At 71.5% G+C, this 26,646-nt stretch carries 24 protein-coding genes; 2 read left to right on the plus strand and 22 right to left on the minus strand.

The annotated features are described in order from the left end of the window. Nucleotides 1-122: 122 nt before the first annotated feature. From pyrF to pyrR, 8 genes are all read right to left on the minus strand, one after another. Entirely contained in the window at nucleotides 123-965 is an 843-nt protein-coding gene (gene pyrF / locus ACTVZO_RS08805) for an orotidine-5'-phosphate decarboxylase (protein ID WP_443297856.1), read from the minus strand. Next, nucleotides 962-2,071 carry a quinone-dependent dihydroorotate dehydrogenase gene (locus ACTVZO_RS08810; RefSeq protein ID WP_443297857.1) on the minus strand — a complete coding sequence of 370 codons (1,110 nt, stop codon included), beginning with the start codon at nucleotides 2,069-2,071 and terminating at the stop codon, nucleotides 962-964. Before ACTVZO_RS08810 ends, pyrF begins: the two co-directional genes overlap by 4 nt. Nucleotides 2,072-2,162: 91 nt before the next feature. After that, nucleotides 2,163-5,471, minus strand: a complete 3,309-nt coding sequence (carB, locus tag ACTVZO_RS08815) for a carbamoyl-phosphate synthase large subunit (protein WP_443297858.1) — start codon at nucleotides 5,469-5,471, stop codon at nucleotides 2,163-2,165. Then, nucleotides 5,464-6,621, minus strand: a complete 1,158-nt coding sequence (gene carA / locus ACTVZO_RS08820; RefSeq protein WP_443297859.1) for a glutamine-hydrolyzing carbamoyl-phosphate synthase small subunit — start codon at nucleotides 6,619-6,621, stop codon at nucleotides 5,464-5,466. Before carA ends, carB begins: the two co-directional genes overlap by 8 nt. After that, a complete protein-coding gene (locus ACTVZO_RS08825; RefSeq protein WP_361764789.1) occupies nucleotides 6,618-7,208 on the minus strand; it encodes a PH-like domain-containing protein in 591 nt (196 codons plus the stop codon). The genes carA and ACTVZO_RS08825 overlap by 4 nt, the downstream gene beginning before the upstream one ends. Further along, the gene (locus ACTVZO_RS08830) at nucleotides 7,205-8,491 is read right to left on the minus strand and encodes a dihydroorotase (protein WP_443297860.1); all 1,287 of its coding nucleotides are present in this window, start codon (nucleotides 8,489-8,491) and stop codon (nucleotides 7,205-7,207) included. Before ACTVZO_RS08830 ends, ACTVZO_RS08825 begins: the two co-directional genes overlap by 4 nt. Before the next feature lie 2 nt (nucleotides 8,492-8,493). Then, a complete protein-coding gene (locus ACTVZO_RS08835) occupies nucleotides 8,494-9,486 on the minus strand; it encodes an aspartate carbamoyltransferase catalytic subunit (RefSeq protein ID WP_443297861.1) in 993 nt (330 codons plus the stop codon). A gap of 93 nt (nucleotides 9,487-9,579) precedes the next feature. Continuing rightward, on the minus strand, nucleotides 9,580-10,176 hold the full coding sequence (gene pyrR / locus ACTVZO_RS08840; protein ID WP_443297862.1) for a bifunctional pyr operon transcriptional regulator/uracil phosphoribosyltransferase PyrR: 597 nt from the start codon (nucleotides 10,174-10,176) through the stop codon (nucleotides 9,580-9,582). Between the two features lie 288 nt (nucleotides 10,177-10,464). On the opposite strand from pyrR, the gene bldD reads away from it, so the two are divergent. Beyond that, on the plus strand, nucleotides 10,465-10,965 hold the full coding sequence (gene bldD / locus ACTVZO_RS08845; RefSeq protein WP_007263032.1) for a transcriptional regulator BldD: 501 nt from the start codon (nucleotides 10,465-10,467) through the stop codon (nucleotides 10,963-10,965). 179 nt (nucleotides 10,966-11,144) lie between these two features. Here the strand turns inward: bldD and nusB are convergent, their stop codons facing one another. The 14 genes from nusB to ACTVZO_RS08915 form a co-directional block, all read right to left on the minus strand. Further along, nucleotides 11,145-11,573, minus strand: a complete 429-nt coding sequence (gene nusB, locus ACTVZO_RS08850) for a transcription antitermination factor NusB (RefSeq protein ID WP_443297863.1) — start codon at nucleotides 11,571-11,573, stop codon at nucleotides 11,145-11,147. A gap of 2 nt (nucleotides 11,574-11,575) precedes the next feature. After that, nucleotides 11,576-12,142, minus strand: coding sequence for an elongation factor P (gene efp / locus ACTVZO_RS08855; RefSeq protein ID WP_383349833.1), 567 nt, complete (start codon nucleotides 12,140-12,142; stop codon nucleotides 11,576-11,578). Nucleotides 12,143-12,199: 57 nt separating this feature from the next. After that, nucleotides 12,200-13,306, minus strand: a complete 1,107-nt coding sequence (locus tag ACTVZO_RS08860; protein WP_443297864.1) for an aminopeptidase P family protein — start codon at nucleotides 13,304-13,306, stop codon at nucleotides 12,200-12,202. Nucleotides 13,307-13,497: 191 nt separating this feature from the next. Then, entirely contained in the window at nucleotides 13,498-14,256 is a 759-nt protein-coding gene (locus ACTVZO_RS08865; RefSeq protein WP_443297865.1) for an AAA family ATPase, read from the minus strand. 42 nt (nucleotides 14,257-14,298) lie between these two features. Next, nucleotides 14,299-14,745 (minus strand): type II 3-dehydroquinate dehydratase, encoded by a 447-nt coding sequence (aroQ, locus tag ACTVZO_RS08870; RefSeq protein ID WP_443297866.1) that lies wholly within the window; start codon nucleotides 14,743-14,745, stop codon nucleotides 14,299-14,301. Continuing rightward, complete coding sequence (aroB, locus tag ACTVZO_RS08875; RefSeq protein WP_443297867.1) at nucleotides 14,742-15,833, minus strand: 3-dehydroquinate synthase; 1,092 nt, start codon at nucleotides 15,831-15,833, stop codon at nucleotides 14,742-14,744. Before aroB ends, aroQ begins: the two co-directional genes overlap by 4 nt. Further along, complete coding sequence (locus ACTVZO_RS08880; protein WP_443297868.1) at nucleotides 15,830-16,366, minus strand: shikimate kinase; 537 nt, start codon at nucleotides 16,364-16,366, stop codon at nucleotides 15,830-15,832. Before ACTVZO_RS08880 ends, aroB begins: the two co-directional genes overlap by 4 nt. Continuing rightward, nucleotides 16,363-17,547, minus strand: coding sequence for a chorismate synthase (aroC, locus tag ACTVZO_RS08885; RefSeq protein WP_443297869.1), 1,185 nt, complete (start codon nucleotides 17,545-17,547; stop codon nucleotides 16,363-16,365). The genes ACTVZO_RS08880 and aroC overlap by 4 nt, the downstream gene beginning before the upstream one ends. 208 nt (nucleotides 17,548-17,755) lie before the next feature. Then, entirely contained in the window at nucleotides 17,756-18,580 is an 825-nt protein-coding gene (locus ACTVZO_RS08890; RefSeq protein ID WP_443297870.1) for a shikimate dehydrogenase, read from the minus strand. A 7-nt stretch (nucleotides 18,581-18,587) separates the two neighbouring features. Then, entirely contained in the window at nucleotides 18,588-20,351 is a 1,764-nt protein-coding gene (mltG, locus tag ACTVZO_RS08895) for an endolytic transglycosylase MltG (protein WP_443297871.1), read from the minus strand. Nucleotides 20,352-20,430: 79 nt separating this feature from the next. After that, nucleotides 20,431-20,901, minus strand: coding sequence for a Holliday junction resolvase RuvX (gene ruvX, locus ACTVZO_RS08900; protein ID WP_030387206.1), 471 nt, complete (start codon nucleotides 20,899-20,901; stop codon nucleotides 20,431-20,433). Between the two features lie 2 nt (nucleotides 20,902-20,903). After that, nucleotides 20,904-23,573 carry an alanine--tRNA ligase gene (gene alaS / locus ACTVZO_RS08905; RefSeq protein WP_443297872.1) on the minus strand — a complete coding sequence of 890 codons (2,670 nt, stop codon included), beginning with the start codon at nucleotides 23,571-23,573 and terminating at the stop codon, nucleotides 20,904-20,906. Continuing rightward, nucleotides 23,573-23,926, minus strand: a complete 354-nt coding sequence (locus ACTVZO_RS08910; RefSeq protein ID WP_443297873.1) for a DUF6167 family protein — start codon at nucleotides 23,924-23,926, stop codon at nucleotides 23,573-23,575. Before ACTVZO_RS08910 ends, alaS begins: the two co-directional genes overlap by 1 nt. An 8-nt stretch (nucleotides 23,927-23,934) precedes the next feature. After that, nucleotides 23,935-24,363 (minus strand): DUF948 domain-containing protein, encoded by a 429-nt coding sequence (locus ACTVZO_RS08915; RefSeq protein ID WP_443297874.1) that lies wholly within the window; start codon nucleotides 24,361-24,363, stop codon nucleotides 23,935-23,937. A 146-nt stretch (nucleotides 24,364-24,509) separates the two neighbouring features. Between ACTVZO_RS08915 and ACTVZO_RS08920 the strand changes: the two genes are divergently transcribed. After that, nucleotides 24,510-26,639, plus strand: coding sequence for an ATP-binding protein (locus ACTVZO_RS08920; RefSeq protein ID WP_443297875.1), 2,130 nt, complete (start codon nucleotides 24,510-24,512; stop codon nucleotides 26,637-26,639). The last annotated feature ends 7 nt before the right edge of the window (nucleotides 26,640-26,646 follow it).

Consider the following 26,646-nt stretch of genomic DNA (forward strand, 5'->3'; position numbering starts at 1 on the left):
CCACTGAACCGTACATCACGGACAAAACACCCCTGTTTTGTCCGGTGAAAGCCGTTCGAATTTCGTCAAAGCTTCCGGAGTTCCCCGTGCGCGCGGTGATGTCAGTGATGCACGTCACGCTCTCAGGCGGACACCGCGGCGCGGATCTCCTCCGCGAAAGCGCCCGCACTCGCCCGCAGGGCCGCGACGTCCGGACCGTGCTTCAGCACGCCCCGCGACACGTTCGGCACGACGTTGCGCACGGCCTTGCCGAACACCGCCGGCAGGTCCGCCGCCGTCGCGCCCTGCGCGCCGATCCCCGGCGCCAGCAGCGGCCCGTTGATGTCCAGGTCGAAGGAGGACAGGTCGCCCAGCGTGGCGCCGACCACGGCCCCGAAGGAACCCATCGGCCCGGCGCCCTCGTTCTCGGCCGCCAGGTGCGCCAGCATCGTCGCCCCCACCGACCGGCCGTCCGCGCGGACCGCTCGCTGGACCTCGGCGCCCTCCGGGTTCGAGGTCAGGGCCAGCACGAAGAGCCCCGCCCCCGAGCGGCGCGCCAGCGCCACTGCGGGCTCCAGCGAGCCGTAACCCAGGTACGGGGAGACCGTCAGCGCGTCGGAGAAGAGCGGGGAGGCGGGGTCCAGGAAGGCGGAGGCGTACGCGGCCATGGTCGAGCCGATGTCCCCGCGCTTCGCGTCCATCACGACCAGCGCGCCCGCGGCGCGGGCGTCCGCGACCGTCTGCTCCAGCACCGCGACACCCCGCGAGCCGAACCGCTCGAAGAAGGCCGCCTGCGGCTTGAAGACCGCCACCGAGTCCGCCAGCGCCTCGACGACCGTCCGCGAGAAGCGCTCCAGGCCCGCCACGTCGTCGTCCAGGCCCCACTGGGCCAGCAGCGCCGCGTGCGGGTCGATGCCCACGCACAGCGGGCCGCGGGAGTCCATCGCCTCGCGGAGGCGGGTGCCGAACGGGGTCACAGTGCTCACTTGGCGGCCTTTCGGGTCTCGGCGCCCACCGCTTCGGCGAGCGTCGCGTACGGGCTGTTGGCCAGGCGCGCCGCCAGGCCCTTGTGGAGGGACCGGGCGTAGAACGGGCCCTCGTAGATGAAGGCGCTGTAGCCCTGGATCAGCGTCGCGCCCGCCAGGATCCGCTGCCAGGCGTCCTCGGCGTTCTCGATGCCCCCGACGCCGACGAGGACCAGCCGGTCCCCCACGCGGGCGTACAGGCGGCGCAGGACCTCCAGGGAGCGCTCCTTGACCGGGGCGCCGGACAGCCCGCCGGTCTCCTTGACCAGCTCGGGCGAGGAGGTCAGCCCGAGGCCCTCGCGGGCGATCGTGGTGTTCGTCGCGATGATGCCGTCCAGGCCGAGCTCCAGGGCCAGGTCGGCGACCGCGTCGACGTCCTCGTCCGCGAGGTCCGGGGCGATCTTGACCAGCAGCGGGACCCGGCGGTCCGCGACCGCCCGGTCCGCGGCCTCGCGCACGGCCGACAGCAGCGGGCGCAGCGACTCCGTGGCCTGGAGGTTGCGCAGTCCGGGGGTGTTCGGCGAGGAGACGTTCACGACGAGGTAGTCGGCGTGCCGGGCGAGGCGCTCGGTCGAGGCCACGTAGTCCGCCACCGCCTCCTCCTCGGGCACGACCTTGGTCTTGCCGATGTTGACGCCGACGACCGTCTTGAAGACGGGCGTACGGGCGGCCAGGCGGGCGGCGACGGCCGCCGAGCCCTCGTTGTTGAAGCCCATCCGGTTGATCAGCGCGCGGTCCGGGACCAGCCGGAACAGCCGCTTCTTCGGGTTGCCCGGCTGCGCCTCGGCGGTGACGGTGCCGATCTCGATGTGGTCGAAGCCGAGCATCGACATCCCGTCGATGGCGACGGCGTTCTTGTCGAAGCCGGCCGCGAGGCCGAAGGGACCGTGCATCCGCAGGCCCAGGGCCTCGGTGCGCAGCTCCTTGTGGCGGGGGGCGAGCCAGGCAGCCGCGAAGGTGCGCAGCACCGGCGTGCGGGCGGTGAGGCGGATCCAGCGGAAGGCCATGTAGTGGGCCCGCTCCGGGTCCATGCGCTTGAAGACCAGGTTGAAGAAGAGTTTGTACATCGTCGAGAGGATCCCTCTGCGCTCATGGAAAGGGGGACACCGTCGTGAAACCGGTGTCCCCCTCCCCGTGTCATCCGGGCTGTCCGGGCTGTCAGTCGCGGGCGGCGGTGAGGTGCTCCGCGTGCTCCTGGAGGGAGCGGACGCCCACGCCGCCGTGGCCCAGTGCCTCGATGCCCTGGACGGCAGCGGCGAGGGCCTGGACCGTGGTCAGGCACGGGACGCCGCGTGCCACGGCCGCCGTGCGGATCTCGTAGCCGTCGAGGCGGCCGCCGGTGCCGTACGGGGTGTTGACGATCAGGTCGACCTGCCCGTCGTGGATCAGCTGGACGATGGTCTTCTCCCCGTCGGGGCCCTCGCCCTCGCTGAGCTTGCGCACGACGGTGGCGTTGATGCCGTTGCGGCGCAGGACCTCGGCCGTGCCGGAGGTGGCCATCAGCTCGAAGCCGTGGGCGACGAGCTCGCGGGCCGGGAAGATCATCGAGCGCTTGTCGCGGTTGGCGACGGAGATGAAGGCGCGGCCCTTGGTGGGCAGCGGGCCGTAGGCGCCGGCCTGGGACTTGGCGTAGGCGGTGCCGAAGACGGCGTCGATGCCCATGACCTCGCCCGTGGAGCGCATCTCGGGTCCCAGGACGGTGTCCACGCCGCGGCCGTGGATGTCGCGGAAGCGCGACCACGGCATCACGGCCTCCTTGACGGAGATCGGCGCGTCGATCGGCAGGGTGCCGCCGTCGCCGGTCCTGGGCAGCAGGCCCTCGGCGCGCAGCTCGGCGATGGTGGTGCCGAGCGAGATGCGGGCGGCGGCCTTGGCGAGCGGGACGGCGGTCGCCTTCGAGGTGAAGGGGACGGTCCGGGAGGCGCGGGGGTTGGCCTCCAGGACGTAGAGGATGTCACCCGCCATCGCGAACTGGATGTTGATCAGACCGCGTACGCCGACGCCCTTGGCGATGGCCTCGGTGGAGGCGCGCAGGCGCTTGATGTCGAAGCCGCCGAGGGTGATCGGGGGCAGGGCGCAGGCCGAGTCGCCGGAGTGGATGCCGGCTTCCTCGATGTGCTCCATGACGCCGCCGAGGTAGAGCTCGGTGCCGTCGTAGAGGGCGTCGACGTCGATCTCGATCGCGTCGTCGAGGAAGCGGTCGACCAGTACGGGGCGGGTCGGGGAGATCTCGGTGGACTCGGCGATGTACGCCTCGAGCCGGGTCTCGTCGTAGACGATCTCCATGCCGCGGCCGCCGAGCACGTACGAGGGGCGGACCAGGACCGGGTAGCCGATCTCGTCGGCGATGGCCTTCGCACCCGTGAAGGTGGTGGCGGTGCCGTGCTTGGGTGCGGGCAGTCCGGCGTCGGCGAGGACCTGGCCGAAGGCGCCGCGGTCCTCGGCGGCGTGGATGGCCTCCGGGGAGGTGCCGACGACGGGCACGCCGTTGTCCTTGAGCGCCTGGGCGAGACCGAGCGGGGTCTGGCCGCCGAGCTGGACGATGACACCGGCGATGGGGCCGGCCAGCGTCTCGGCGTGGACGATCTCCAGCACGTCCTCGAGCGTCAGCGGCTCGAAGTACAGGCGGTCGGAGGTGTCGTAGTCGGTGGAGACGGTCTCCGGGTTGCAGTTGACCATCACGGTCTCGTAGCCCGCGTCGCTGAGCGCGAAGGAGGCGTGGACGCAGGAGTAGTCGAACTCGATGCCCTGGCCGATGCGGTTCGGGCCGGAGCCCAGGATGATGACCGCGGGCTTCTCGCGCGGGGCGACCTCGCACTCCTCGTCGTAGGAGGAGTAGAAGTACGGGGTCTTCGCGGCGAACTCGGCGGCGCAGGTGTCGACCGTCTTGTAGACCGGGCGGACGCCGAGCGCGTGGCGGACCTCGCGGACGACGTCCTCGCGCAGGCCGCGGATCTCGGCGATCTGGGCGTCGGAGAAGCCGTGGCGCTTGGCCTCCGCGAGCAGCTCGGGCTCGAGCTTCTCGGCGGCGGCGAGCTCGTCGGCGATCTCCTTGATGAGGAAGAGCTGGTCGACGAACCAGGGGTCGATCCTCGTGGACTCGAAGACCTCCTCCTGGGTGGCGCCCGCGCGGATGGCCTGCATGACGGTGTTGATGCGGCCGTCGGTGGGGCGCACGGCGGTGGCGAGGAGCTCGGCCTTGTCGCCGGGCTCGCCGACGAAGGTGAACTGCGAGCCCTTCTTCTCCAGGGAGCGCAGGGCCTTTTGGAGCGCCTCGGTGAAGTTGCGGCCGATGGCCATGGCCTCGCCCACCGACTTCATGGTGGTGGTGAGGGTCGCGTCGGCGAGCGGGAACTTCTCGAACGCGAAGCGCGGGGCCTTGACGACGACGTAGTCGAGGGACGGCTCGAAGGAGGCCGGGGTCTTCTCGGTGATGTCGTTGGGGACCTCGTCGAGGGTGTACCCGATGGCCAGCTTGGCGGCGATCTTGGCGATCGGGAAGCCGGTCGCCTTCGAGGCCAGCGCCGAGGAGCGCGAGACGCGCGGGTTCATCTCGATGACGATGACGCGGCCGTCGGCCGGGTCGATCGCGAACTGGATGTTGCAGCCGCCGGTGTCGACGCCGACCTCGCGGATGATCGCGATGCCGATGTCGCGCAGCCGCTGGTACTCGCGGTCGGTCAGCGTCATCGCCGGGGCGACGGTGATCGAGTCGCCGGTGTGGACGCCCATCGGGTCGAAGTTCTCGATGGAGCAGACGACGACCACGTTGTCCTTGGTGTCGCGCATCAGCTCCAGCTCGTACTCCTTCCAGCCGAGGATGGACTCCTCCAGGAGCACCTCGGTGGTCGGGGAGAGCGTCAGGCCCTGGCCGGCGATGCGGCGCAGCTCGTCCTCGTCGTGGGCGAAGCCGGAACCGGCGCCGCCCATGGTGAAGGAGGGGCGCACGACGACGGGGTAGCCGCCGAGGGTGTCGACACCCGCGATGACGTCGTCCATCGAGTGGCAGATCACCGAGCGCGCGGACTCGCCGTAGCCGATCTTGGCCTTCACGGCCTCCACGACGCCCTTGAAGAGGTCGCGGTCCTCGCCCTTGTTGATGGCCTCGACGTTGGCGCCGATGAGCTCGACGCCGTACTTCTCCAGCACACCCTGCTCGTGCATGGAGATGGCGGTGTTGAGCGCGGTCTGGCCGCCGAGCGTGGGAAGCAGCGCGTCGGGGCGCTCCTTCGCGATGATCTTCTCGACGAACTCGGGAGTGATCGGCTCGACGTACGTGGCGTCGGCGATCTCCGGGTCGGTCATGATCGTCGCCGGGTTGGAGTTCACCAGGATGACCCGCAGGCCCTCGGCCTTGAGGATGCGGCAGGCCTGGGTGCCGGAGTAGTCGAACTCGGCGGCCTGGCCGATGACGATCGGGCCGGAGCCGATGACCAGGACGGACTGGATATCGGTGCGCTTAGGCACGCTCGGCCTCCATCAGGGCGGTGTCCATCAAAGACGTGAAACGGTCGAAGAGGTACGCGGCGTCGTGCGGGCCCGCGGCGGCCTCGGGGTGGTACTGGACGCTGAAGGCCGGCTGGTCGAGCAGCTGGAGGCCTTCCACGACGTTGTCGTTCAGGCAGACGTGGGAGACCTCGGCGCGGCCGTAGGGGGTCTCGGAGACCTTGTCGAGGGGCGCGTCGACGGCGAAGCCGTGGTTGTGCGCGGTGACCTCGACCTTGCCGGTCGTGCGGTCCTGCACCGGCTGGTTGATGCCGCGGTGGCCGTACTTCAGCTTGTAGGTGCCGAAGCCGAGCGCGCGGCCCAGGATCTGGTTGCCGAAGCAGATGCCGAAGAGCGGCGTCTTGCGGGCGAGGACGCCCTGCATGACGGAGACCGCGTGGTCGGCGGTGGCCGGGTCGCCGGGGCCGTTGGAGAAGAACACGCCGTCCGGGTCGACCGCGTACACGTCCTCGAGGGTGGCGGTGGCGGGCAGCACGTGCACCTCGATGCCGCGCTGGGCCATCCGGTGCGGGGTCATGCCCTTGATGCCGAGGTCCACGGCGGCCACGGTGAACTTCTTCTCGCCGATGGCGGGGACGACGTACGTCTCCTTGGTGGCGACCTCGGCGGAGAGGTCGGCGCCGCTCATCTCGGGGGCCTGGCGGACCTTGGCGAGCAGCAGCCCGTCCTCGGCGACCGCGTTGCCCGAGAAGATGCCGACGCGCATGGCGCCGCGCTCGCGCAGGTGGCGGGTCAGGGCGCGGGTGTCGACGCCGGAGATGCCGACGACGCCCTGCGCGACCAGCTCCTCGTCCAGCGACCGCTGGGAGCGCCAGTTGGAGGGGACGCGGGCGGGGTCGCGCACCACGTAGCCGGACACCCAGATGCGGGAGGACTCGGGGTCCTCGTCGTTGACGCCGGTGTTGCCCACGTGCGGGGCGGTCATCACCACGACCTGGCGGTGGTACGACGGGTCGGTGAGGGTCTCCTGGTAGCCGGTCATGCCGGTGGAGAACACGGCCTCGCCGAAGGTCTCCCCGTGGGCGCCGTAGGCGCGGCCGCGGAAGATCCGACCGTCCTCCAGGACAAGTACGGCGGGAGTTTTGGCTGCTCCCCTGGTGGAGGTCGTCATCGTTCGGCGCCTTCCGTCGTGATGGATGAGTCGGATGAGTTCATGAGGTTGATCGCCTCGACCCAGGCGGCGTGCTCGGCCGCGCGGTCGGAGCGGAATCCGGAGTCGATCAGCTTGTCACCGTGCGCCCAGGTGACGACGAGCAGACCGCCCTCGGTGAGTACCTTGCCCGCGATTCCCTTGTCGAGGCGGGCGCCGCGCAGCTGCGCGGCCGGTACGAAGAAGTCGCCGGCCCCCGGACGGACCACGTCGAGGCCCGCGTCGGTGAGCGTGAGCTCGACCCGGCTGCGCAGGCCCAGCCCGTGGGCGACGATCCGGTCGAGCCACTGCCCGGCGGTGGTGGACCCGTGGTACCGGCCGGTCAGGGCCAGCCGGTGCGCGGGGAGACCGTCGGGCGCGGCGGGCAGCTCCGGCAGATCGTTCTGCAGAGCGCCGCGCCATTTCCAGCCCTGCCGCATCAGCCAGTACACGAACGCGATGAAGACGGCCAGGCCGATCACCCACGCGACGCGGGCGCCGACGCTGGTCACCTCCGCCGACTGTCGTTCGGCAGCCTCGGCGGCCAGTTGGATTACTGCAGGTGTCACGCCAGTTTCCCGTCCACGACCGTTGCCCGGCCCCGCAGGAAGGTGTGAGTGACGCGACCCGGCAGCTCACGGCCCTCGTAAGGCGTGTTGCGGCTGCGGGAGGCGAAGTGTGCGGGGTCCACGACACCACGGTACGAGGTATCGACCAAGGTCAGGTTCGCGGGTTCACCTGCCGAGACGGGGCGGCCGTGGTTCTCCAGGCTGCCGATGCGCGCCGGGGCGAAGGACATCCGCTCGGCGACGCCCGCCCAGTCGAGCAGTCCGGTCTCCACCATCGTCTGCTGGACGACGGAGAGCGCGGTCTCCAGGCCGACCATGCCCATGGCGGCGGCGGCCCACTCGCAGTCCTTGTCCTCGTGCGGGTGCGGGGCGTGGTCGGTGGCGACGATGTCGATCGTGCCGTCGGCGAGCGCCTCGCGCAGGGCCGTGACGTCGCGCTCGGTGCGCAGCGGCGGGTTGACCTTGTAGACCGCGTTGTAGGAGCGGACCAGCTCGTCGGTGAGCAGGAGGTGGTGCGGGGTGACCTCGGCGGTGACGTCGATGCCGCGGGACTTGGCCCAGCGGACGATCTCGACGGAGCCGGCCGTGGAGAGGTGGCAGATGTGGACGCGGGAGCCGACGTGCTCGGCGAGCAGGACGTCGCGGGCGATGATCGACTCCTCGGCGACGGCCGGCCAGCCGCCGAGGCCCAGCTCGGCGGAGACGACGCCCTCGTTCATCTGGGCGCCCTCGGTCAGCCGGGGCTCCTGGGCGTGCTGGGCGACGACGCCGCCGAAGGCCTTCACGTACTCCAGGGCGCGGCGCATGATCACCGCGTCGTCCACGCACTTGCCGTCGTCGGAGAAGACGGTGACGCGGGCGGCGGACTCGTGCATGGCGCCCAGCTCGGAGAGCTGCTTGCCCTCCAGGCCGACGGTGACGGCGCCGATGGGCTGCACGTCGCAGTAGCCGGACTCCTTGCCCAGGCGCCAGACCTGCTCGACGACGCCGGCGGTGTCGGCGACCGGGAAGGTGTTCGCCATGGCGAAGACGGCGGTGTATCCGCCGGAGGCGGCGGCGCGGGTGCCGGTCAGGACGGTCTCGGAGTCCTCGCGGCCGGGCTCGCGCAGGTGGGTGTGCAGGTCGACGAGGCCGGGGAGGAGGACCTGGCCCGCGGCCTCGATGACGGTCGCGCCCTCGGCGGACAGGTTCTGCCCGACCTCGGCGATGGTCTCGCCGTCGATCAGGACGTCCTGCGCCTCGCCGCCGAGTACCTTCGCGCCACGGATAAGGATCTTGCTCATGGTTACTTGGTCTCCTCGGTACGGGCGGCGGCGGGGGTGGTGGTGACGGCGGGCTCGGAGCCTCCGAGCAGCAGGTACAGGACGGCCATCCGGGTGGACACGCCGTTGGCGACCTGCTCGACGGCCGTGCAGCGGTCGGAGTCGGCGACCGCGGCGGTGATCTCCATGCCGCGGTTCATCGGGCCGGGGTGCATCACGATGGCGTGCTCGGGCATCTTCGCCATGCGGTCGCCGTCGAGCCCGTACCGGCGGGAGTACTCGCGCTCGGTCGGGAAGAAGGCGGCGTTCATGCGTTCGCGCTGCACACGCAGCATCATCACCGCATCGGACTTCGGCAGCACCTCGTCCAGGTTGTACGAGACCTCGCACGGCCAGCTCTCGACGCCGATCGGGACCAGCGTCGGCGGGGCCACGACGGTGACCTCGGCGCCGAGGGTGTGGAGCAGCTGGACGTTGGAGCGGGCGACCCGGCTGTGCAGGACGTCGCCGACGATGGTGATGCGCCGGCCGTTCAGGTCCTTGCCGAGGCCCGCGTCACGGCCGACCAGGCGGCGGCGCATGGTGAAGGCGTCCAGCAGGGCCTGGGTGGGGTGCTCGTGGGTGCCGTCGCCGGCGTTGACCACGGCGGAGTCGATCCAGCCGGAGGTCGCGAGCCGGTAGGGGGCGCCGGAGGCGTGGTGGCGGATGACGACGGCGTCCGCGCCCATGGCCTCGAGGGTCAGCGCGGTGTCCTTCAGGGATTCGCCCTTGGAAACCGAGGAACCCTTCGCGGAGAAGTTGATGACGTCGGCGGAGAGCCGCTTGGCGGCCGCCTCGAAGGAGATCCGGGTGCGGGTCGAGTCCTCGAAGAAGAGGTTGACGACCGTGAGGCCGCGCAGGGTGGGCAGCTTCTTGATCGGCCGGTCCGCGACGCGGGCCATCTCCTCGGCGGTGTCGAGGATCAGGACGGCGTCGTCGCGCGTGAGATCGGCGGCCGAGATGAGGTGGCGCTTCATCTGGGTGCTCCGTAGGTCAGGAGGGCAGGCGGAGGTCGGGGCAGGGCAGGCTTCGGCGCGGACCCCCGTGGAGGCCCGTCTCACTCGAAAGGGCTACAGCCCGGCTGCCTGGGCGGTCCGCTGGCCGAGCAGTACGGCGTCACGGCCGTCCTCCTCCTGGAGCTGGACCTTGACGGTCTCCCGCAGCGACGTGGGGAGGTTCTTGCCGACGTAGTCGGCGCGGATGGGAAGCTCGCGGTGTCCGCGGTCGACGAGGACGGCCAGCTGCACGGCGCGCGGCCGGCCGAGGTCGCCGAGGGCGTCGAGGGCGGCGCGGATGGTGCGGCCGGAGAAGAGCACGTCGTCGACGAGGACGACGAGACGGCCGTCGAGGTCGTCGCCGGGGATCTCGGTGCGGCCGATCGCGCGGGCGGGCTTCATGCGCAGGTCGTCGCGGTACATGGTGATGTCGAGGGAACCGACCGGGATCTTCGTGCCGGTGATCTCTTCGAGCTTGGCGGCCAGACGGCGGGCGAGGTACACACCGCGGGTGGGGATGCCGAGGAGCACCACGTCGTCGGCGCCCTTGGCGCGTTCGACGATCTCGTGGGCGATGCGGGTCAGGACCCGGGCGATGTCCTGCGCCTCGAGTACGGGGCGCGCCGCGTCGGCGTTCTGACCGGGCTGGGCCTGAGCGTTCTGAGCGTCCATGAAAAGGACCTCCTTCTCCGCCTCACGGGACGGACCTTAAAGGACGTCTGATGTACGTGTCCCACGGTACCAGGGGCTCGCCGGTCGACCGTACCGGGTGGGTGCGCGGGAGGTCCGGGAAAGGCCGTGGGGAACGCTCTTGAGGGGGCGATGGAGACCATTCGGCTTGACGCATCCAAGTAACGCTGCGTAACCTCACAGTGAGTTACCAGCCGCGCGGCGGAGCCGCACGTAGTTACGTAGTCGCAGTGTCCAAGCCGTCACAGCGTCACAGCGTCCGGGAGCGTTATGTCCAGCGAATACGCCAAACAGCTCGGGGCCAAGCTCCGTGCCATCCGCACCCAGCAGGGCCTTTCCCTCCATGGTGTCGAGGAGAAGTCCCAGGGCCGGTGGAAGGCCGTGGTGGTCGGTTCTTACGAGCGCGGAGACCGCGCGGTGACCGTCCAGCGCCTTGCCGAGCTGGCGGACTTCTACGGGGTGCCGGTGCAGGAGCTCCTGCCGGGCACGACTCCGGGCGGAGCGGCCGAGCCGCCGCCGAAGCTGCGTCTCGACCTGGAGCGCCTGGCGGGCGTGCCCGCCGAGAAGGCCGGCCCGCTCCAGCGTTACGCGGCGACGATCCAGAGCCAGCGCGGTGACTACAACGGCAAGGTGCTGTCGATCCGCCAGGACGACCTGCGCACCCTCGCCGTCATCTACGACCAGTCCCCCTCGGTCCTGACCGAGCAGCTGATCAGCTGGGGCGTGCTGGACGCGGATGCCCGTCGCGCCGTGGCGCACGAGGACATCTAGTCCTCTTCCGTATCAGCAGAAACGTTTACCGGCGGGTGCCGGGAGCCCAGGAGGCTCCCGGCACCCGCCGTTTCGCGTTGCGCCCGCGGACGGCGGCCCCGCCTCGGGGCCGCCCCGCGCACAGCGGAGGGGCCGCAGCGCCCGCTGCGGCCCCTCCGCTCAACCGAATCCGCCGGAGACTACTGGCGGCGGAGATTCGGCTTCAGGTCCTTGAAGCGGGCCAGCAGCCCGTTCACGAACGACGGGGAGTCGTCCGTCGAGAACTCCTTGGCCAGCTGGACGGCCTCGTCGATCGCCACGGCGTCCGGGGTGTCGTCCACCCAGATCAGCTCGTAGGCACCGAGCCGCAGGATGTTGCGGTCCACGACCGGCATGCGGTCGAGCTCCCAGTCCACGGCGTAGGTGACGATCAGGTCGTCGATCCGGTTCACCTTGTCGGCGTAGCCCTCGACGAGGTCCATCGTGAAGGCGCTGACCGGCGGCTGCCGGTCGTCCGACCGGGCGTGGCGGATCCAGTCCGCGAGGACCTCGCGCACGGGCACCCCGCGCTGGTCGGCCTCGAACAGGATCTGGAAAGCGCGCTTGCGCGCGTTGCTCCGGGCAGCCACGGTTAGCTGTTCACCCGGCCGAGGTAGTCGCTGGTGCGGGTGTCGACCTTGATCTTCTCTCCGGTGGTGACGAAGAGCGGGACCTGGATCTCGTGACCGGTCTCCAGGCGCGCCGGCTTGGTGCCGCCGGTGGAGCGGTCGCCCTGGACGCCCGGGTCGGTGTGCTCGATGACCAGCTCGACGGCGGCCGGGAGCTCGACGTAGAGCACCTCGCCCTCGTGCTGGGCGACCGAGGCGGTGAAGCCCTCAATCAGGAAGTTGGCGGCGTCGCCGACGGCCTTCCGGTCGACCATCAGCTGGTCGTAGGTCTGCATGTCCATGAAGACGAAGTACTCGCCGTCCATGTACGAGAACTGCATGTCACGCCGGTCGATCGTGGCGGTCTCGACCTTCGTGCCGGCGTTGAAGGTCTTGTCGACGACCTTGCCGGAGAGCACGTGCTTGAGCTTGGTGCGCACGAAGGCCGGGCCCTTGCCGGGCTTGACGTGCTGGAACTCGACGACGGACCAGAGCTGGCCACCGTCGAGCTTGAGCACCATGCCGTTCTTGAGGTCGTTCGTGGAAGCCACGGTTGCGGAATCTCCTGCACTGGAAGACCACGGGTGCGCGCACAGCCCGGCGACGGGCTAGAGCGCGAGCAGCTCCTTGGTCGTAATGGTGAGTAGCTCGGGACCGCCGTCCGCCTCGGGGCGCACGACGAGCGTGTCATCGATCCGGACACCTCCCCGGCCCGGGAGGTGAACCCCCGGTTCGACGGTGACCGGCACGCAAGCGTCCAGTTTACCCATTGCCGTAGGTGCTAGCTGCGGGTCCTCGTCGATTTCGAGACCGACACCGTGTCCGGTCCACGGCGCGAGGGCTTCCCCGTGGCCCGCGGCGTCCAGTACGGAGCGGGCGGCGTGGTCCACGTCCCGGTACGCGGCGCCCGGGACGAGGGCCTCCCGCCCGGCCCGCTGCGCGGCGAAGACCAGGTCGTACAGCTGGATCTGCCAGTCCGCGGGGGTGGTGCCGATCACGAAGGTGCGGCCGATCTCGCAGCGGTAGCCGCGGTAGCCGGCGCCGAGGCAGACGGTCAGGAAGTCGCCCTCCTCCACCCGGCGGTCGGAGGGCCGGTGCCGGGAGCGGCCGGAGTGCGGGCCCGTCCCGACGGAGGTCGGGAACGCCGGTCCGTCGGCCCCGTGGTCGACGAGCCGCCGCTCCAGCTCCAGCGCGAGGTGGCGTTCGGTGCGTCCGACGAGGATGGACTCCAGCAGTTCGCCCAGGGCCTGGTCGGCGATCTCGGCGGCGATCCGCAGGCAGGCGATCTCCTCCTCGTCCTTGACCAGGCGCTGCTGCTCCACGGCGTTGCCGAGGTCGGACAGGCGCAGCGACGGTGCGACGGAGCGCAGGGCCCGGTGCCGGGCCACGGTGAGGTGGTGCTCCTCCACCGCCAGCGAGTCCGCGCGGACGGCGGCCGCGAGGTCTCCGGCCGCGACGGCCGGATCCCCGCCGGGGCTCGCCAGCACGGACACCTTGAGGTGCTCGTCGAGGCGGCCCTCGTCGGCCTCGCCGGTGGGCGCGTTGACGCAGAACATCACGTCCTCGGACGGCCCCACCAGGAGGACGGCGCCCAGCGGGGACGCCCCGGAGAGATAGCGGACGTTCGCCGGACGCGTGATCAGCGCGGCGGCGTTCCCCGCGGCGGCGCAGCGGTCGCGAAGCGTGCCCCGGCGGGCGGCGTACACGTCTGACATGTCTTCGAGCGTACGAGCGCCGCGCTCCTCCGGCCTGGCGAGCGCGTCCGGACGTGCGCCGCCGCTGCCGGGGCATCCGTCAGACACCCCCCAGGGCCTGTCGTCAAACTCCCGTCTGCCCCGCGACGCCTGGCACGCGCTCTCGCCGCAGGGCCGCCCTCCGGGCGACGACGGGAGTTTGACGACAGGCCCTAGGCCAGCGCGCGGGCCAGGGCCTCGTCGAGGGCCCTTGCCGTGCCTTCGACGTCGAGGTGGGAGTTGTCGATGATCGGCAGGCCGGAGCCGTACCAGCCCGCCATCCTGCCGTGGATGCGCGCGACCTCCTCGTCGGAGAGCCTGCGGTTGCCGGCGCGGGCCGCGTTGCGCTCCAGGACGATCTCCAGGCCCGGCAGCAGCACCACCGGCAGCAGCGCGGGGCCCACGTGCCGCTTCCAGCCGCCCAGGCCGACGACCGGCCGGTCCGGGAAGACGGCGTCGTCGAGGATGCAGGAGATCCCGTTGGCCAGGTAGTTGCGGGCGGCGAACCCGCAGGTGCGGCGGGCGAGGCGGTACTGGGCCTCGGAGTGCTCGTTCCAGCCCGCCTGCGGGTCCGCGAAGCCCGAGCAGACCCACTCCCGGACGTCGTCCAGGCTGATGTGGGCGGTGGCCACCGGCCGGGTGCTCGCCCAGTGCCGGGCCACGGTGGTCTTGCCCGCCCCGGCCGGGCCGATCAGCAGCACCGCGAGGGTGTGCGCTCCGGTGCCCGCCACCGCGGGCGGCAGCGGTATGTGCCCGGTGGCCTCCGGCACCGGCGGCATCCCCGCGGGGTGCGCGGGGCGCGCCTGGTGCGATGCCGGCGGAGGGGACCCCGGCCAGCCCTGCGCAGGGGGTATCGGCGGCTGCGGCGGCGCTGCCGGGTGCTGTCCCGACTGCCCCCAGCCCGCGCCCCCGCTCCCCACTCCTTGCTGCATCCGGTGCAACTCCGTCTCGTTCCGGCGACTGATGCGAGAACGTTATATGACCTCGGCGACCTCGTCCGCCAGCGCCCTCAGCGCCAGCCGGTACGACCCGATGCCGAAGCCCGCGACGGTCCCGGTCGCCACGGGGGCGATGACCGAGGTGTGCCGGAACTCCTCGCGCGCGTACGGGTTCGAGATGTGCACCTCGATGAGCGGCGCGGTGCGCTGCGCCGCCGCGTCCCGCATGGCGTACGAGTAGTGCGTGAAGGCGCCCGGGTTGATGACCACGGGGATCTTCCCGTCGGCCGCCTCGTGCAGCCAGCGCACGATCTGCCCCTCGTCGTTGGTCTCGCGGACCTCGACGTCGAAACCGAGTTCCGCGCCCAGCGTGCGGCAGCTCTCCACCAGGCCCGCGTACGAGGTGGCCCCGTACACATCGGGCTCGCGCGAGCCGAGCCGGCCCAGGTTCGGGCCGTTCAGCACGAGCACGTGACGGCTCACGCGGACACCTCGCCGTAGGCGGCGATCAGGTGCGCCGGGTCGGGGCCTTCCAGCACGGTGGGCTTGCCCAGGCCGTCGAGGACGACGAAGCGCAGCAGGTTGCCCCGCGACTTCTTGTCGAGCTGCATGGTCTGGAGCAGCTTGGGCCACTGGTCGCCGCGGTAGGTGAGCGGCAGGCCCACCGAGGCGAGCACCGAGCGGTGCCGGTCGGCCGTGGCGTCGTCGAGGCGGCCCGCGAGGCGGCCGAGTTCCGCCGCGAAGACCATGCCGACGGAGACGGCCGCGCCGTGCCGCCACTTGTAGCGCTCGTTCTTCTCGATGGCGTGCCCGAGGGTGTGGCCGTAGTTGAGGAACTCGCGGAGGCCGGTCTCCTTGAGGTCGCTGGAGACCACGTCGGCCTTGACCTGGATCGACCGCACGATGAGCTCGGTGGTGTGCGGGCCGGTGGGCGTCCGGGCCCCCTGCGGGTCCGCCTCGATCAGGTCGAGGATCACCGGGTCGGAGATGAAACCGGCCTTGATGACCTCGGCGAGGCCGCTGACGTAGTCGTTGACCGGCAGCGAGTCCAGCGCCGCCAGGTCGCACAGCACACCGGCCGGCGGGTGGAAGGCGCCGACGAGGTTCTTGCCCTCGGCGGTGTTGATGCCGGTCTTGCCGCCGACCGCCGCGTCGACCATCGCGAGGACGGTGGTCGGTACGGCGATCCAGCGCACTCCGCGCAGCCAGGTGGCCGCGACGAAGCCCGCGAGGTCGGTGGTGGAGCCCCCGCCGACGCCGACGACGACGTCGGTGCGGGTGAAACCGGACTGGCCGAGTGCCTTCCAGCAGTACGCGGCCACCTCGGCCGTCTTGGCCTCCTCGGCGTTCGGCACCTGGATGGCGACCGCCTCGTAGCCCTGTTCGGCGAGGTCGTAACGCAGCGCCTCACCCGTGGAGGCCAGGGCCTCGGGGTGGATCACGGCGACCCGCTGGGCCTTGCCGCCGATCATGCTGCCCAGCTCGCCGAGCAGCTGGTGCCCGACGAGCACCTCGTACGCGTCGTGGCCGGCGTCGGCACCGACCTGGATCCGCGTCACCTGGTCCGTCATACGTCCTTCAACTCCAGAGCGTCGAGGACCGCCTGGGCGACCTCTTCGGGGGTGCGGTCGTCGGTGGCCACCACGACGCGCGCGACTTCGGTGTACAGGGGGCGGCGGGCGTCCATCAGCTCGCGCCACTGGCGGCGCGGGTTGACGGCCAGCAGCGGGCGGGCGGCGCCGAGGCCCGCGCGCCGCACGGCCGACTCGACCTCCATCGACAGGTAGGCGACGGGCAGCCCGGCGAGCAGTCCGCGGGTGCCCGGGTCGAGGATCGCGCCGCCGCCCAGGGAGAGGACCCCGGTGTGCTCGGCGACTGCGGCGGCGACCGCCTGCCGCTCCAGCTCACGGAAGTACGGCTCGCCCTCGTCGACGAAGATGTCGGAGATCTCCCGGCCCTGGGCCGCGACGATGTCCGCGTCCGTGTCCCGGTAGGCGACGCCGAGCCGCTGGGCGATCAGCTCCCCCACCGTGGACTTGCCGGAGCCCGGGGGCCCGACGAGGACGACGGCCGGCGCGCTCGGGGTGCTGGGTCCGCCCGTCACCGGATCTGCAGGTTGTCGAGGTACGCCTGGACGTTGCGGCGCGTCTCGGGCACGGAGTCGCCGCCGAACTTCTCGACCACGGCGTCGGCCAGCACGAGGGCGACCATGGCCTCGGCCACGATGCCGGCGGCGGGGACGGCGCACACGTCGGAGCGCTGGTGGTGGGCCACCGTCGCCTCTCCGGTGGCCACGTCCACGGTCGCGAGCGCGCGCGGCACGGTCGCGATGGGCTTCATGGCGGCCCGTACGCGCAGCAGCTCACCGGTGGTCAGACCGCCCTCGGTGCCGCCGGAGCGGCCGGAGGTGCGCTTGAGGCCCTCGGGGGTGGAGACGATCTCGTCGTGCGCCTGGGAGCCGGGCACGCGGGCCAGCTCGAAGCCGTCGCCGACCTCGACGCCCTTGATGGCCTGGATGCCCATGAGCGCCGCCGCGAGGCGGGCGTCGAGGCGGCGGTCCCAGTGGACGTGCGAGCCGAGGCCGACGGGGACTCCGTAGGCGAGCACCTCGACGACGCCGCCGAGGGTGTCGCCGTCCTTGTGGGCCTGGTCGATCTCCGCGACCATCGCCTTGCTGGCGTCGGCGTCGAGGCAGCGCACCGGGTCGGCGTCGAGCTTCTCGACGTCGGCGGGGGTCGGGTAGATGCCGTACGGGGCCTTGGCCGCGGCCAGTTCCACCACGTGCGAGACGATCTCGATGCCCGCGACCTCCTTGATGAAGGACCGGGCGATGGCTCCGAGGGCGACTCGGGCGGCGGTCTCGCGGGCGCTGGCGCGCTCCAGGATCGGCCGGGCCTCGTCGAAGCCGTACTTCTGCATGCCCGCGAGGTCGGCGTGGCCGGGCCGCGGACGGGTCAGCGGCGCGTTGCGGCCGGTGTCCTTGAGCAGCGAGGGGTCGACCGGGTCGGCCGACATGACGGTCTCCCACTTGGGCCACTCGCTGTTGCCGACCATCACGGCCACGGGGGAACCCAGCGACAGCCCGTGCCGGACCCCGCCGATGAAAGTGATCTCGTCCTGCTCGAACTTCATCCGGGCACCGCGGCCGTAGCCGAGCCGGCGCCGGGCCAGGTGGTCGGCCACCAGCTCGGTGGTGACCGGGACGCCGGCGGGAAGTCCCTCCAGCGTCGCCACCAGTGCCGGTCCGTGGGACTCCCCGGCGGTCAGCCAACGCAACCTGCTCAACGATGCTCCTCATGCTCGCGCCTGGTTCAGCACGGCGCGCCCCGGGTGCGCGGCCCCGGACCCGCCTCACCCGATCCTCCCATGTCCGGACGGGGATACCGGCCTCGAGTCCAGCTATCGGACGGCTTGTCCGTCAGCCGACCCGGCTGCGGCGCTGCCGGACCCGGGTGACGGCCGTCCGGACGGCGAGGGTGCCGAGCAGGAAAGCCTAACGGGCGGCGAGCGCCCGTTCCGCGGCGGCGCGTATGGCCGCCAGCGGCCCCCGGTCGCGGCCCGTCATCTGCTCGACCTGGAGCACGGCCTGGTGGACCAGCAGGTCCAGCCCGCCGATGACCGTGCCGCCCCGCTGCGACCAGGACGCCGCGAGGGGGGTCGGCCAGGGGTCGTACAGGACGTCGAAGAGCGTGCCCGGGGCCTCGGGTACGGCTGCGGCCAGTGCGTCGGTGGCCCCGGCCGGGGTGGTCGCGACGACGAGCGGCGCGGCCAGCGCCCCGGCCGCCTCGGACCAGTCGGCCGTACGGACGGGGACGCCGAGCCGCTCGCCCCACTGCCGCATCTCGTGGGCGCGGGCCCGCGAGCGGACGTACGCCGTGACCTCGCCGGTGCAGATCCTGGAGAGCGCGGCCAGGGCCGAGGAGGCGGTGGCCCCGGCGCCGAGGATGGCGGCGGACGGCACCTTCTCGATGCCGCGTTCGTGCAGGGCGGCGACGATGCCCGGGATGTCGGTGTTGTCGCCGAGCCGGCGGCCGTCCTCGGTGAAGACGACCGTGTTGACCGCCTCGACCGAGGCGGCGGTGTCGCTGACGGCGTCGAGCAGCGGGATGACCGCGCGCTTCAGCGGCATCGTCAGGGACAGCCCGGCCCATTCGGGGCCGAGGCCGGCGATGAACCCCGGGAGCGCGGCCTCGTCGACGTCGAAGCGGTCGTACGACCAGTCGGCGAGGCCGAGCTCCTGGTAGGCGGCGCGGTGCAGCACCGGTGAGAGGGAGTGCTCGATGGGCGAACCCAGCACCGCGGCCCTTATGCGTGACATGCCTTGCCTAACCGCCGTTCTTCTTCTGCCGCTCGAGGAATTCCGCGACCAGCGTCTGGTGCTCTTCGTAGGTCTGGGTGAAGGTCGTCGTGACGCCGTCGACCGACACGAAGAACATCCAGCCGCCGTGGTCGGGGTTGAGCGTAGCGCTCAGGGCGTCCGCTCCGGGATTCCCGATGGGGCCGGGCGGCAGACCCTTCACGAAGTGCGTGTTGTAGGGGTTGTCGAGCGCCCTCGCCTCCTTCATGGAGAAGTTGATCTCGCTCGTGCCCTTGATGTAGTTGAAGGTCGAATCGAATTCGAGCTTCTGGTTGGTGACGTCGTTGGTCTTCTTCAGACGGTTGTAGACGACCTCGGACATCTTGCGGAAGTCCTCGTGGTTCTTGCCCTCGGCGTTGACGAGGCTGGCGACCGTGACCACCTGGAGCGGGTTCTCGAGGCCCAGCTCCTTGGCCTTGCCCTCGATGCCCAGATCGGCGTACTTGTCCGACGCGTGCTTGACCATCTGCTTGAGCAGCGACTCGGGCGTGCTGTCCTTGCTGATGTCGTAGCGCGCCGGGTAGAGGAAGCCTTCGAGGGGGTCGATGAGCTTCGGGTTGTTGCCCGCCCAGGCCGGCAGGCCCAGGTTCTTGGCCTCGCGCTTGGCGATCTCCTCGGTGGTGCCGGCCGGCTTGCCGAGACGGTTGTCGATGGCCTTGTAGACCTCGACGTTCCGCTTGCCCTCGGGAACCGTGATCACGTTCAGCTTCGTCGGGTCGGTCATGAACGCGACGGCGGCCGCCGCCGACATCTTCTTCTTGAGGGGGTAGACGCCCGGCTGGATCGACTTGCCCTTGGGGTTGACGTTCGCCGCGGTGGTGAAGGCCTCCACGCTCGCGACGATGCCGTGCTTCTTGAGGATGTTGCCCATCGCGGCCAGGGAGGAGCCCTTGGGGATCTCCACGTCGACCGACTCGCCGGTGCCCTCGCCCGCGTAGTCCTCGGCCGTGGCGAACCGGTCCTTGAGGTACGTGTAGCCGTAGTAGCCGCCACCGCCGAGCACCGCCACGATGACGAGGGAGGCCACCAGGCACGCGGCGCCGCTGCGCTCCTTGGACTTGCCGCCCTTGCCGCCCTTCGAGCGGCCGCCCCGGCGACCGCCGCCGGCCGGCTCGTCACCGTCACGGCCGTCGCCGGCGTCGGACGCGCTCTCGGAGTCCTCGTCCTCCTGCTCCGCCCGCTCCGGCTCCAGGTGGCGCCGGCCGGGAGGCTGCGGCGGCGGGTAGGCCTCGTCCGTGGAGTACAGGTCGGGCGCCTCGCCGGGGTAGCCGGCGACGGCCTGCTGGGCGTACGGGTCCGCGCCCGCGTACGGGTCCGCCGGTGCGGGCTCCGCATACGGGGCCTGGCCGGTGTCCCAGCCCTGGGAGTCGTACACCGGCTGCTGGGGCGCCTGCGGGACCTGCGGGGCATAGGCCTGCTGCTGGGCGTACTGCGGGAACTGCCCCTGCTGCCGGTACTGCTGCTCCGGGTGCCCCTGCTCGGGGTACTGCGGGTGCTGTCCCTGCTGCGGGTACTGCTCGTACTGCTGCTGCTCCGGGTACTGCTGCTGCGCGTACTGCTGCTGCTCGGGGTACTGCTGCTGGTACTGCTGCTCCTGCGGATACCCCTGCTGCGGATCGGCGTACGGCGCCTGGCCCTGCTGGGTCTGGTGCCCGGTCCACCCCTGGTCCGCGTACAGCGGGTCCTCCGGGTGCCACGGTTCGGGGCCACGGCCCCGGCCATACTCAGTCATCGGTCCCCTAGAGCCGCGAGACGAAGGCGACGGCTTGTTCGAATGCCGTCTCATCGCGCGGAACGTTACCGTATCGCGATCAGACAACCACTTCGACGCACTCGCCGGGCGGATTACCTGATACCCGTTCGGTCTCAAGAGCGTTCTGAAGGATCACCACAGCGGCCGCCTGGTCGATGACCGATCTGCCCTTCTTCGCGTTCTTCCCGGAGGCGCGCAGCCCCTGGGCGGCGGTGACCGTGGTCATCCGCTCGTCCACCAGACGGACCGTCACCGGCTTGATGCCCTTCGCCAGTTCGTTCGCGAAGACGCGCACCTTGGCCGCGGCCGGCCCCTCCCGCCCGCTGAGCGAACGGGGCAGGCCGACCACGACTTCGAGGGGCTCGTACTCCTCGACGAGCTGCCGCAGCCGCCGGTGGGCGAACGGGATGTCCCGGCCCGGGACGGTTTCCACCGGAGTGGCCAGGACCCCGTCGGGGTCGCAGGAGGCGACCCCGATCCGGGCGTCCCCTACATCGATCGCCAGCCGGCGGCCGCGGCGCAGGGTCATCGTCAGGCCGTCTCTGCGACGAGGCGCTCGACGGCGCTGATGGCCTCCGGGACGGCGCCCGCGTTCTGGCCGCCGCCCTGGGCGACGTCCGGCTTGCCGCCACCGCCGCCACCGAGGGTCTTGGCGGCCGTACGGACCAGGTCGCCGGCCTTGAGACCGCGCTCGCGGGCGGCCTCGTTGGTGGCGATGACGGTCAGCGGGCGGTCGTTCGCCACGGTGAACAGGGCCACGACGGCCGGGCGGTCGCCCTGGATGCGGCCCCGGACGTCGAGGACCAGCTTGCGCAGGTCGTCGGCGCCCGTGCCGTCCGGCACCTGGCCTACGACGAGGGCGACGCCGTGGATGTCCTGGGCGTTCTGTGCGAGCCCGGCGGCGGCCTGGAGGACCTTCTCCGCGCGGAACTTCTCGATCTCCTTCTCGGCGTCCTTCAGCTTGCCGAGCATGGAGGCGATCTTCTCCGGCAGCTCCTCCGGACGGCCCTTGACCAGCTCCTGGAGCTGGGCGACGACCGTGTGCTCCTTGGCCAGGAAGTTGTACGCGTCCACGCCGACGAGGGCCTCGACGCGGCGTACACCGGAGCCGATGGAGGACTCGCCGAGCAGCTTCACCAGGCCCAGCTGGGCGGTGTTGCCGACGTGCGTGCCGCCGCACAGCTCCTTGGAGAAGTCGCCGATGGTGACGACGCGCACGCGCTCGCCGTACTTCTCGCCGAACTCGGCGATGGCGCCCTGCTTCTTCGCCTCGTCGATGCTCATGACCTCGGCGGTGACGTCGAGCTCGCGGGAGAGCACGTCGTTGATCTTCTGCTCGACGTCGGTGAGGACCGAGCCGGGGACGGCGTTCGGCGAGCCGAAGTCGAAGCGGAAGCGGCCGGGGCTGTTCTCGGAGCCGGCCTGGGCGGCTGTCGGGCCCAGCGCGTCGCGCAGGGCCTGGTGGGTCAGGTGCGTGGCCGAGTGGGCGCGGGCGATGGCCCGGCGGCGGGTCACGTCGATGGCGGCGTACGCGGAGGCGCCCACCGTCACTTCGCCGACCTGGACGGATCCCTTGTGCACGGAGACGCCCGGGACCGGCTGCTGCACGTCGCGGACGACGATGACGGCGCCCGAGTCGAGCCTGATGCGGCCCTGGTCGGCGAGCTGGCCGCCGCCCTCGGCGTAGAAGGGGGTGCGGTCGAGGACGACCTCGACCTCGTCGCCCTCGGAGGCGGCGGGCGCGGAGACGCCGTTGACCAGCAGGCCGACGATGGTGGACTCGCCCTGGGTGGTGGCGTAGCCGGTGAACTCGGTGGCGCCGGAGCCGTCGGCGATCTCCCGGTAGGCGGACATGTCCGCGTGGCCGGTCTTCTTGGCCTTGGCGTCGGCCTTGGCGCGGTCGCGCTGCTCCTGCATCAGGCGGCGGAAGCCGGGCTCGTCCACGGAGAGGCCCTGCTCGGCGGCCATCTCCAGGGTGAGGTCGATCGGGAAGCCCCAGGTGTCGTGGAGCAGGAACGCCTTGTCGCCGGAGAGGACCGTGCCGCCGGCGGCCTTGGTCTCGGTGACGGCGGTGTCGAGGATGTTCGTGCCGCCCTTGACGGCCTTGAGGAAGGCGGCCTCTTCGGCGAGCGCGACGGTCTCGATGCGCTTGCGGTCGGTGACGAGCTCCGGGTACTGCTGCCCCATCGTGTTGATCACGACGTCGACGAGGTCCTGGACGACGGGACCGGTGGCGCCCATGAGGCGCATGTTGCGGATGGCGCGGCGCATGATGCGGCGCAGCACGTAACCGCGGCCCTCGTTGCCGGGGGTGACGCCGTCGCCGATGAGCATGACGGAGGTGCGGATGTGGTCGGCGACCACGCGCATCGACACGTCGGTACCCTGAGCGGCGCCGTACTGGACGCCGGTCAGCTCGGTGGCCTTGTCCATGACCACGCGCAGGGTGTCGGTCTCGTACATGTTCTGCACGCCCTGCAGGATCATGGCGAGACGCTCGAGGCCCAGACCCGTGTCGATGTTCTTCGACGGCAGGTCGCCGAGGATCGGGAAGTCTTCCTTCCCGTCGCCGGCGCCGCGCTCGTACTGCATGAAGACCAGGTTCCAGATCTCCACGTAGCGCTCGTCGTTGACGGCCGGGCCGCCCTCGACGCCGAACTCGGGGCCGCGGTCGTAGTTGATCTCCGAGCACGGGCCGCAGGGGCCGGGGACGCCCATGGACCAGAAGTTGTCCTTCTTGCCCAGGCGCTGGATGCGCTCTGCGGGCACACCGATCTTCTCGCGCCAGATCTGCTCGGCCTCGTCGTCGTCGAGGTAGACCGTGATCCAGAGCTTCTCCGGCTCCAGGCCGTAGCCGCCGTCCGCCACGGAGCCGGTGAGCAGCTCCCAGGCGTACTTGATGGCGCCTTCCTTGAAGTAGTCGCCGAAGGAGAAGTTGCCGCACATCTGGAAGAACGTGCCGTGGCGGGTGGTCTTGCCGACCTCTTCGATGTCCGGCGTACGGACGCACTTCTGCACGCTGGTGGCGCGGGGGGCCGGGGGCTTGGTCTCACCGAGGAAGTACGGCTTGAACGGGACCATGCCCGCGTTGACCAGCAGCAGAGTCGGGTCGTCCGCGATGAGCGACGCCGAAGGGACAACGGCGTGACCGCGCTCCTCGAAGAAGCTCAGCCAGCGGCGGCGGATTTCAGCCGACTCCATCAGTGGTCCTCATTCCGGTTGTACGTAACCGCTGGGCGGTTCGTTCGGTGGGTGGTCTTGTCGTGCTCGATGGCCCGCAGCCGCCGGGGCCCGGGGAGGGCCGTGACGTTGTCGGGCCGGTCGGGGTCGCTGTTCAGCCCCAGTGCATCGTTCAGCTCGTCCTCGCGCTGCGTCATTCCCGCCTTGACGTCGAGGGCGAAGTCCTTGAGCCGGTGGCCCGCCTCCACGGCCTTGTCTGCGGCCTGGGCGGCGAGGCTCTCCGGTGTCAGCTTCTTGAGCTGACGGTTGACCTTGGTGGTGGCCCACACACCGGCGGCGGCGCCTGCGGTGAACCAGAAGGCTCGGCGGAACATCTGCGGTCTCAGCCCTTCTGCTTCCGACGGCGGGCCGCCGGCACGGTACGGCCGACGATCACGGTTCGCCGGGTGGTCTTCGCGGGCGACTCGTCCGTGCGGCCCAGCGCCCGGCGGACGCCGTAGCCGAAGGCCGCGACCTTGACCAGCGGCCCCCCGAAGGCGGAGGCCACGGTGGAGGAGAGCGCGGAGGCGTTGGAGGTGACCTCCTGGACGTCGCTCGCGATGGCGTCGACCCGGTCCAGCTGGGTGCGCGCGGAGCGGACGGTCGTGGAGGCGTCCGCCAGCAGCGGGACGGCCTGCTCGGTCACGTCGGCCACCAGCTTGGTGGTCGCCTTGAGCACCTGCGCCAGCCTCGCCAGCGCCACGGCGAGGAAGGAGACCAGGATGGCCCAGAAGACGGCCACGAGGATCCCGGCCACCTCTCCACCGGACACGTTGCACCGCTCCCTGAGCCTAGAAATCCACAAAGAAAAGTCTCCCCCGACCCTATCGCGCCGGGGATCCGCTGCCGTACCCGAATTACGAGGTCGAGACGCCCGCCTTGTACGCAGCGCGTCCGGACCAGTACCCTCCGTGTCCCATGCGACAGAGGACCAACGGCAATCTTCCCTCGGAGCTGAGCGGCTTCGTCGGGCGGGGTGCCGAACTCGCCGAGGTGGGGCGGCTCCTGGAGTCCTCACGGCTGGTGACGGTGACCGGTGCGGGCGGGGTGGGCAAGTCCCGGCTGGTGCTCGCCGCGGCGGGCGAGCGGGCGGACGGCGAGCAGGAACGCTACTGCGACGGTGCATGGCTGGTCGAGCTGTCGCCCGTACGGGATCCCGATCTGCTGGAACTGGCCGTCACGGAGGCCCTCGGGCTGACCGACCACACCCTCCGGGCCCCGCGGACCGTCCTGGCCGAGCACCTGGCCGGGCGGCGGATGCTGCTGGTCCTGGACGGCTTCGAGCAGCTGGTCGAGGAGGTGGCCGGGCTGGTGCGGGAGCTGCTGCGCGGCTGCCCCGGCCTGCGGGTGCTGGCGGCGGGCCGGCGGCCACTGGACCTGGACGGAGAGCTGGTCCTCCCGCTGGCGCCGCCCTCCCCGGAGGAGGCGCTGGCCCTGCTGGCGGCCCGGGCCCGCGCCGCCGACCCGGCCTTCGCGGTGACCGCGGCGAACCGGGCCGAGCTGACCGAGCTGTGCGCCCGCCTCGACGGGATCCCGCTGGCCCTGGAGCTGGCGGCGGGGCGGCTGCGGGCGCTGTCCCCCGCGCAGGTGCTGGCCCGCCTGGACGACCGGTTCGCCCTGCTGACGGGCGGCTCGCGCGGGGCGCTCCCCCGGCACCGGGCCCTGCGTACGGCGATCGGCTGGAGCCACGAGCTGTGCACGGCCGCGGAGCGGCTGCTGTGGGCGCGGCTGTCGGTGTTCGCCGGTCCCTTCGACCTCGATGCAGCGGAGTACGTGTGCGCGGGGCCGGACCTGCCGGTGGAGAACGTGCTGGACCTGGTCGGGGAGCTCCTGGCCCAGTCCGTCCTGTTCCGGGAGGAGACGGCGGCCGGGGTGCGCTACCGGATGCTGGAGACCGTACGTGCGTACGGGGCGGGCTGGCTGGAGTCGCTGGGTGACGCGGGCCGGCTGCGGCGGCGGCACCGGGACTGGTACGTGGGCCTGGCGACCTGGTGCGAGCTGGACTGGTTCAGCCCGCGGCAGGTCGAGGTGGCGGCGCTGGTGGAGACGGAGCTGCCGAATCTGCGCCTCGCGATGGAGTGCTCGCTGGACGAGCCGGACGAGGCGCACCTGGCCCAGTACCTGGCGGGGACGCTGTGGTTCTACTGGGCGGGCTGCGGCCGGCTGACGGAGGGCCGGCACTGGCTGGACCGGGCCCTGGAGGACGCGGACCAGCCGGCGGAATACGAGAACTCCCGGCTGAAGGCGCTGTGGGTGCTGGGGTACGTCGCGGTCCTCCAGGGCGACGCGGTGGCCGCCATGAGCGCGCTGTACGAGTGCCGGGACGCGGCGGCGCGCGGCGGAAACCCGGTGGCGGCTGCGTACGCGGTGCACCGGCTGGGCTGCCTGGCGCTGGTCTCGGACGACATGGCGCGGGCGGCGGAGCTGCTGGGCCAGGCGCTGGAGCGGTACCGGGACGCCGGGGAGCTGAACAGCAACGTGCTGATGTGCCAGGTGGAGCTGGCGATGGCGCTGGCCTTCCAGGGGGAGCCGGCCGGGGCGCTGTCGCTGTGCCAGGAGGTCCGGGAGATCTGCGAGGAGCGCGGGGAGCGGTGGACGAAGGCGTACGCCCTCTACGTCCTCGCCTACGCGGCGCTGGACGCGGGGGCGGCGGACGAGGCGCGGCAGCTGCTGACCGAGTGCGTGGCCATCAACCACGCCTTCCACGACCTGGTGGGGCTGGTGCTGGCGCTGGAGCTGCTCGCGCTGGTCGCGGTCGCGGAGGGCGATCCGGCGGAGGCGGCGGTGCTCCAGGGGGCGGCGGAGCCGATGTGGGCCGGGGTGGGCCTCCAGCTGTTCGGCTCGGGGTACTTCAACGCGCCGCGGCTGATGTGCCAGGAGCGGGCGGGTGAGCTGCTGGGCGCCGAGCGCTACGCGGCGTACGCGGCCGAGGGGCGGGGGCTGAGCCGGGAGGCCGTGGTGGTGCGGGCGCGGTACGGCCCCGCGGGCCCGGAGGACGGGAAAACCCGCCGCCCCCGAAGGGGACGGCGGGTTTCCACCAGCCTGTGAGGCCTGC

Source organism: Streptomyces sp. IBSNAI002, from assembly GCF_052244475.1.
GTDB lineage: Bacteria > Actinomycetota > Actinomycetes > Streptomycetales > Streptomycetaceae > Streptomyces.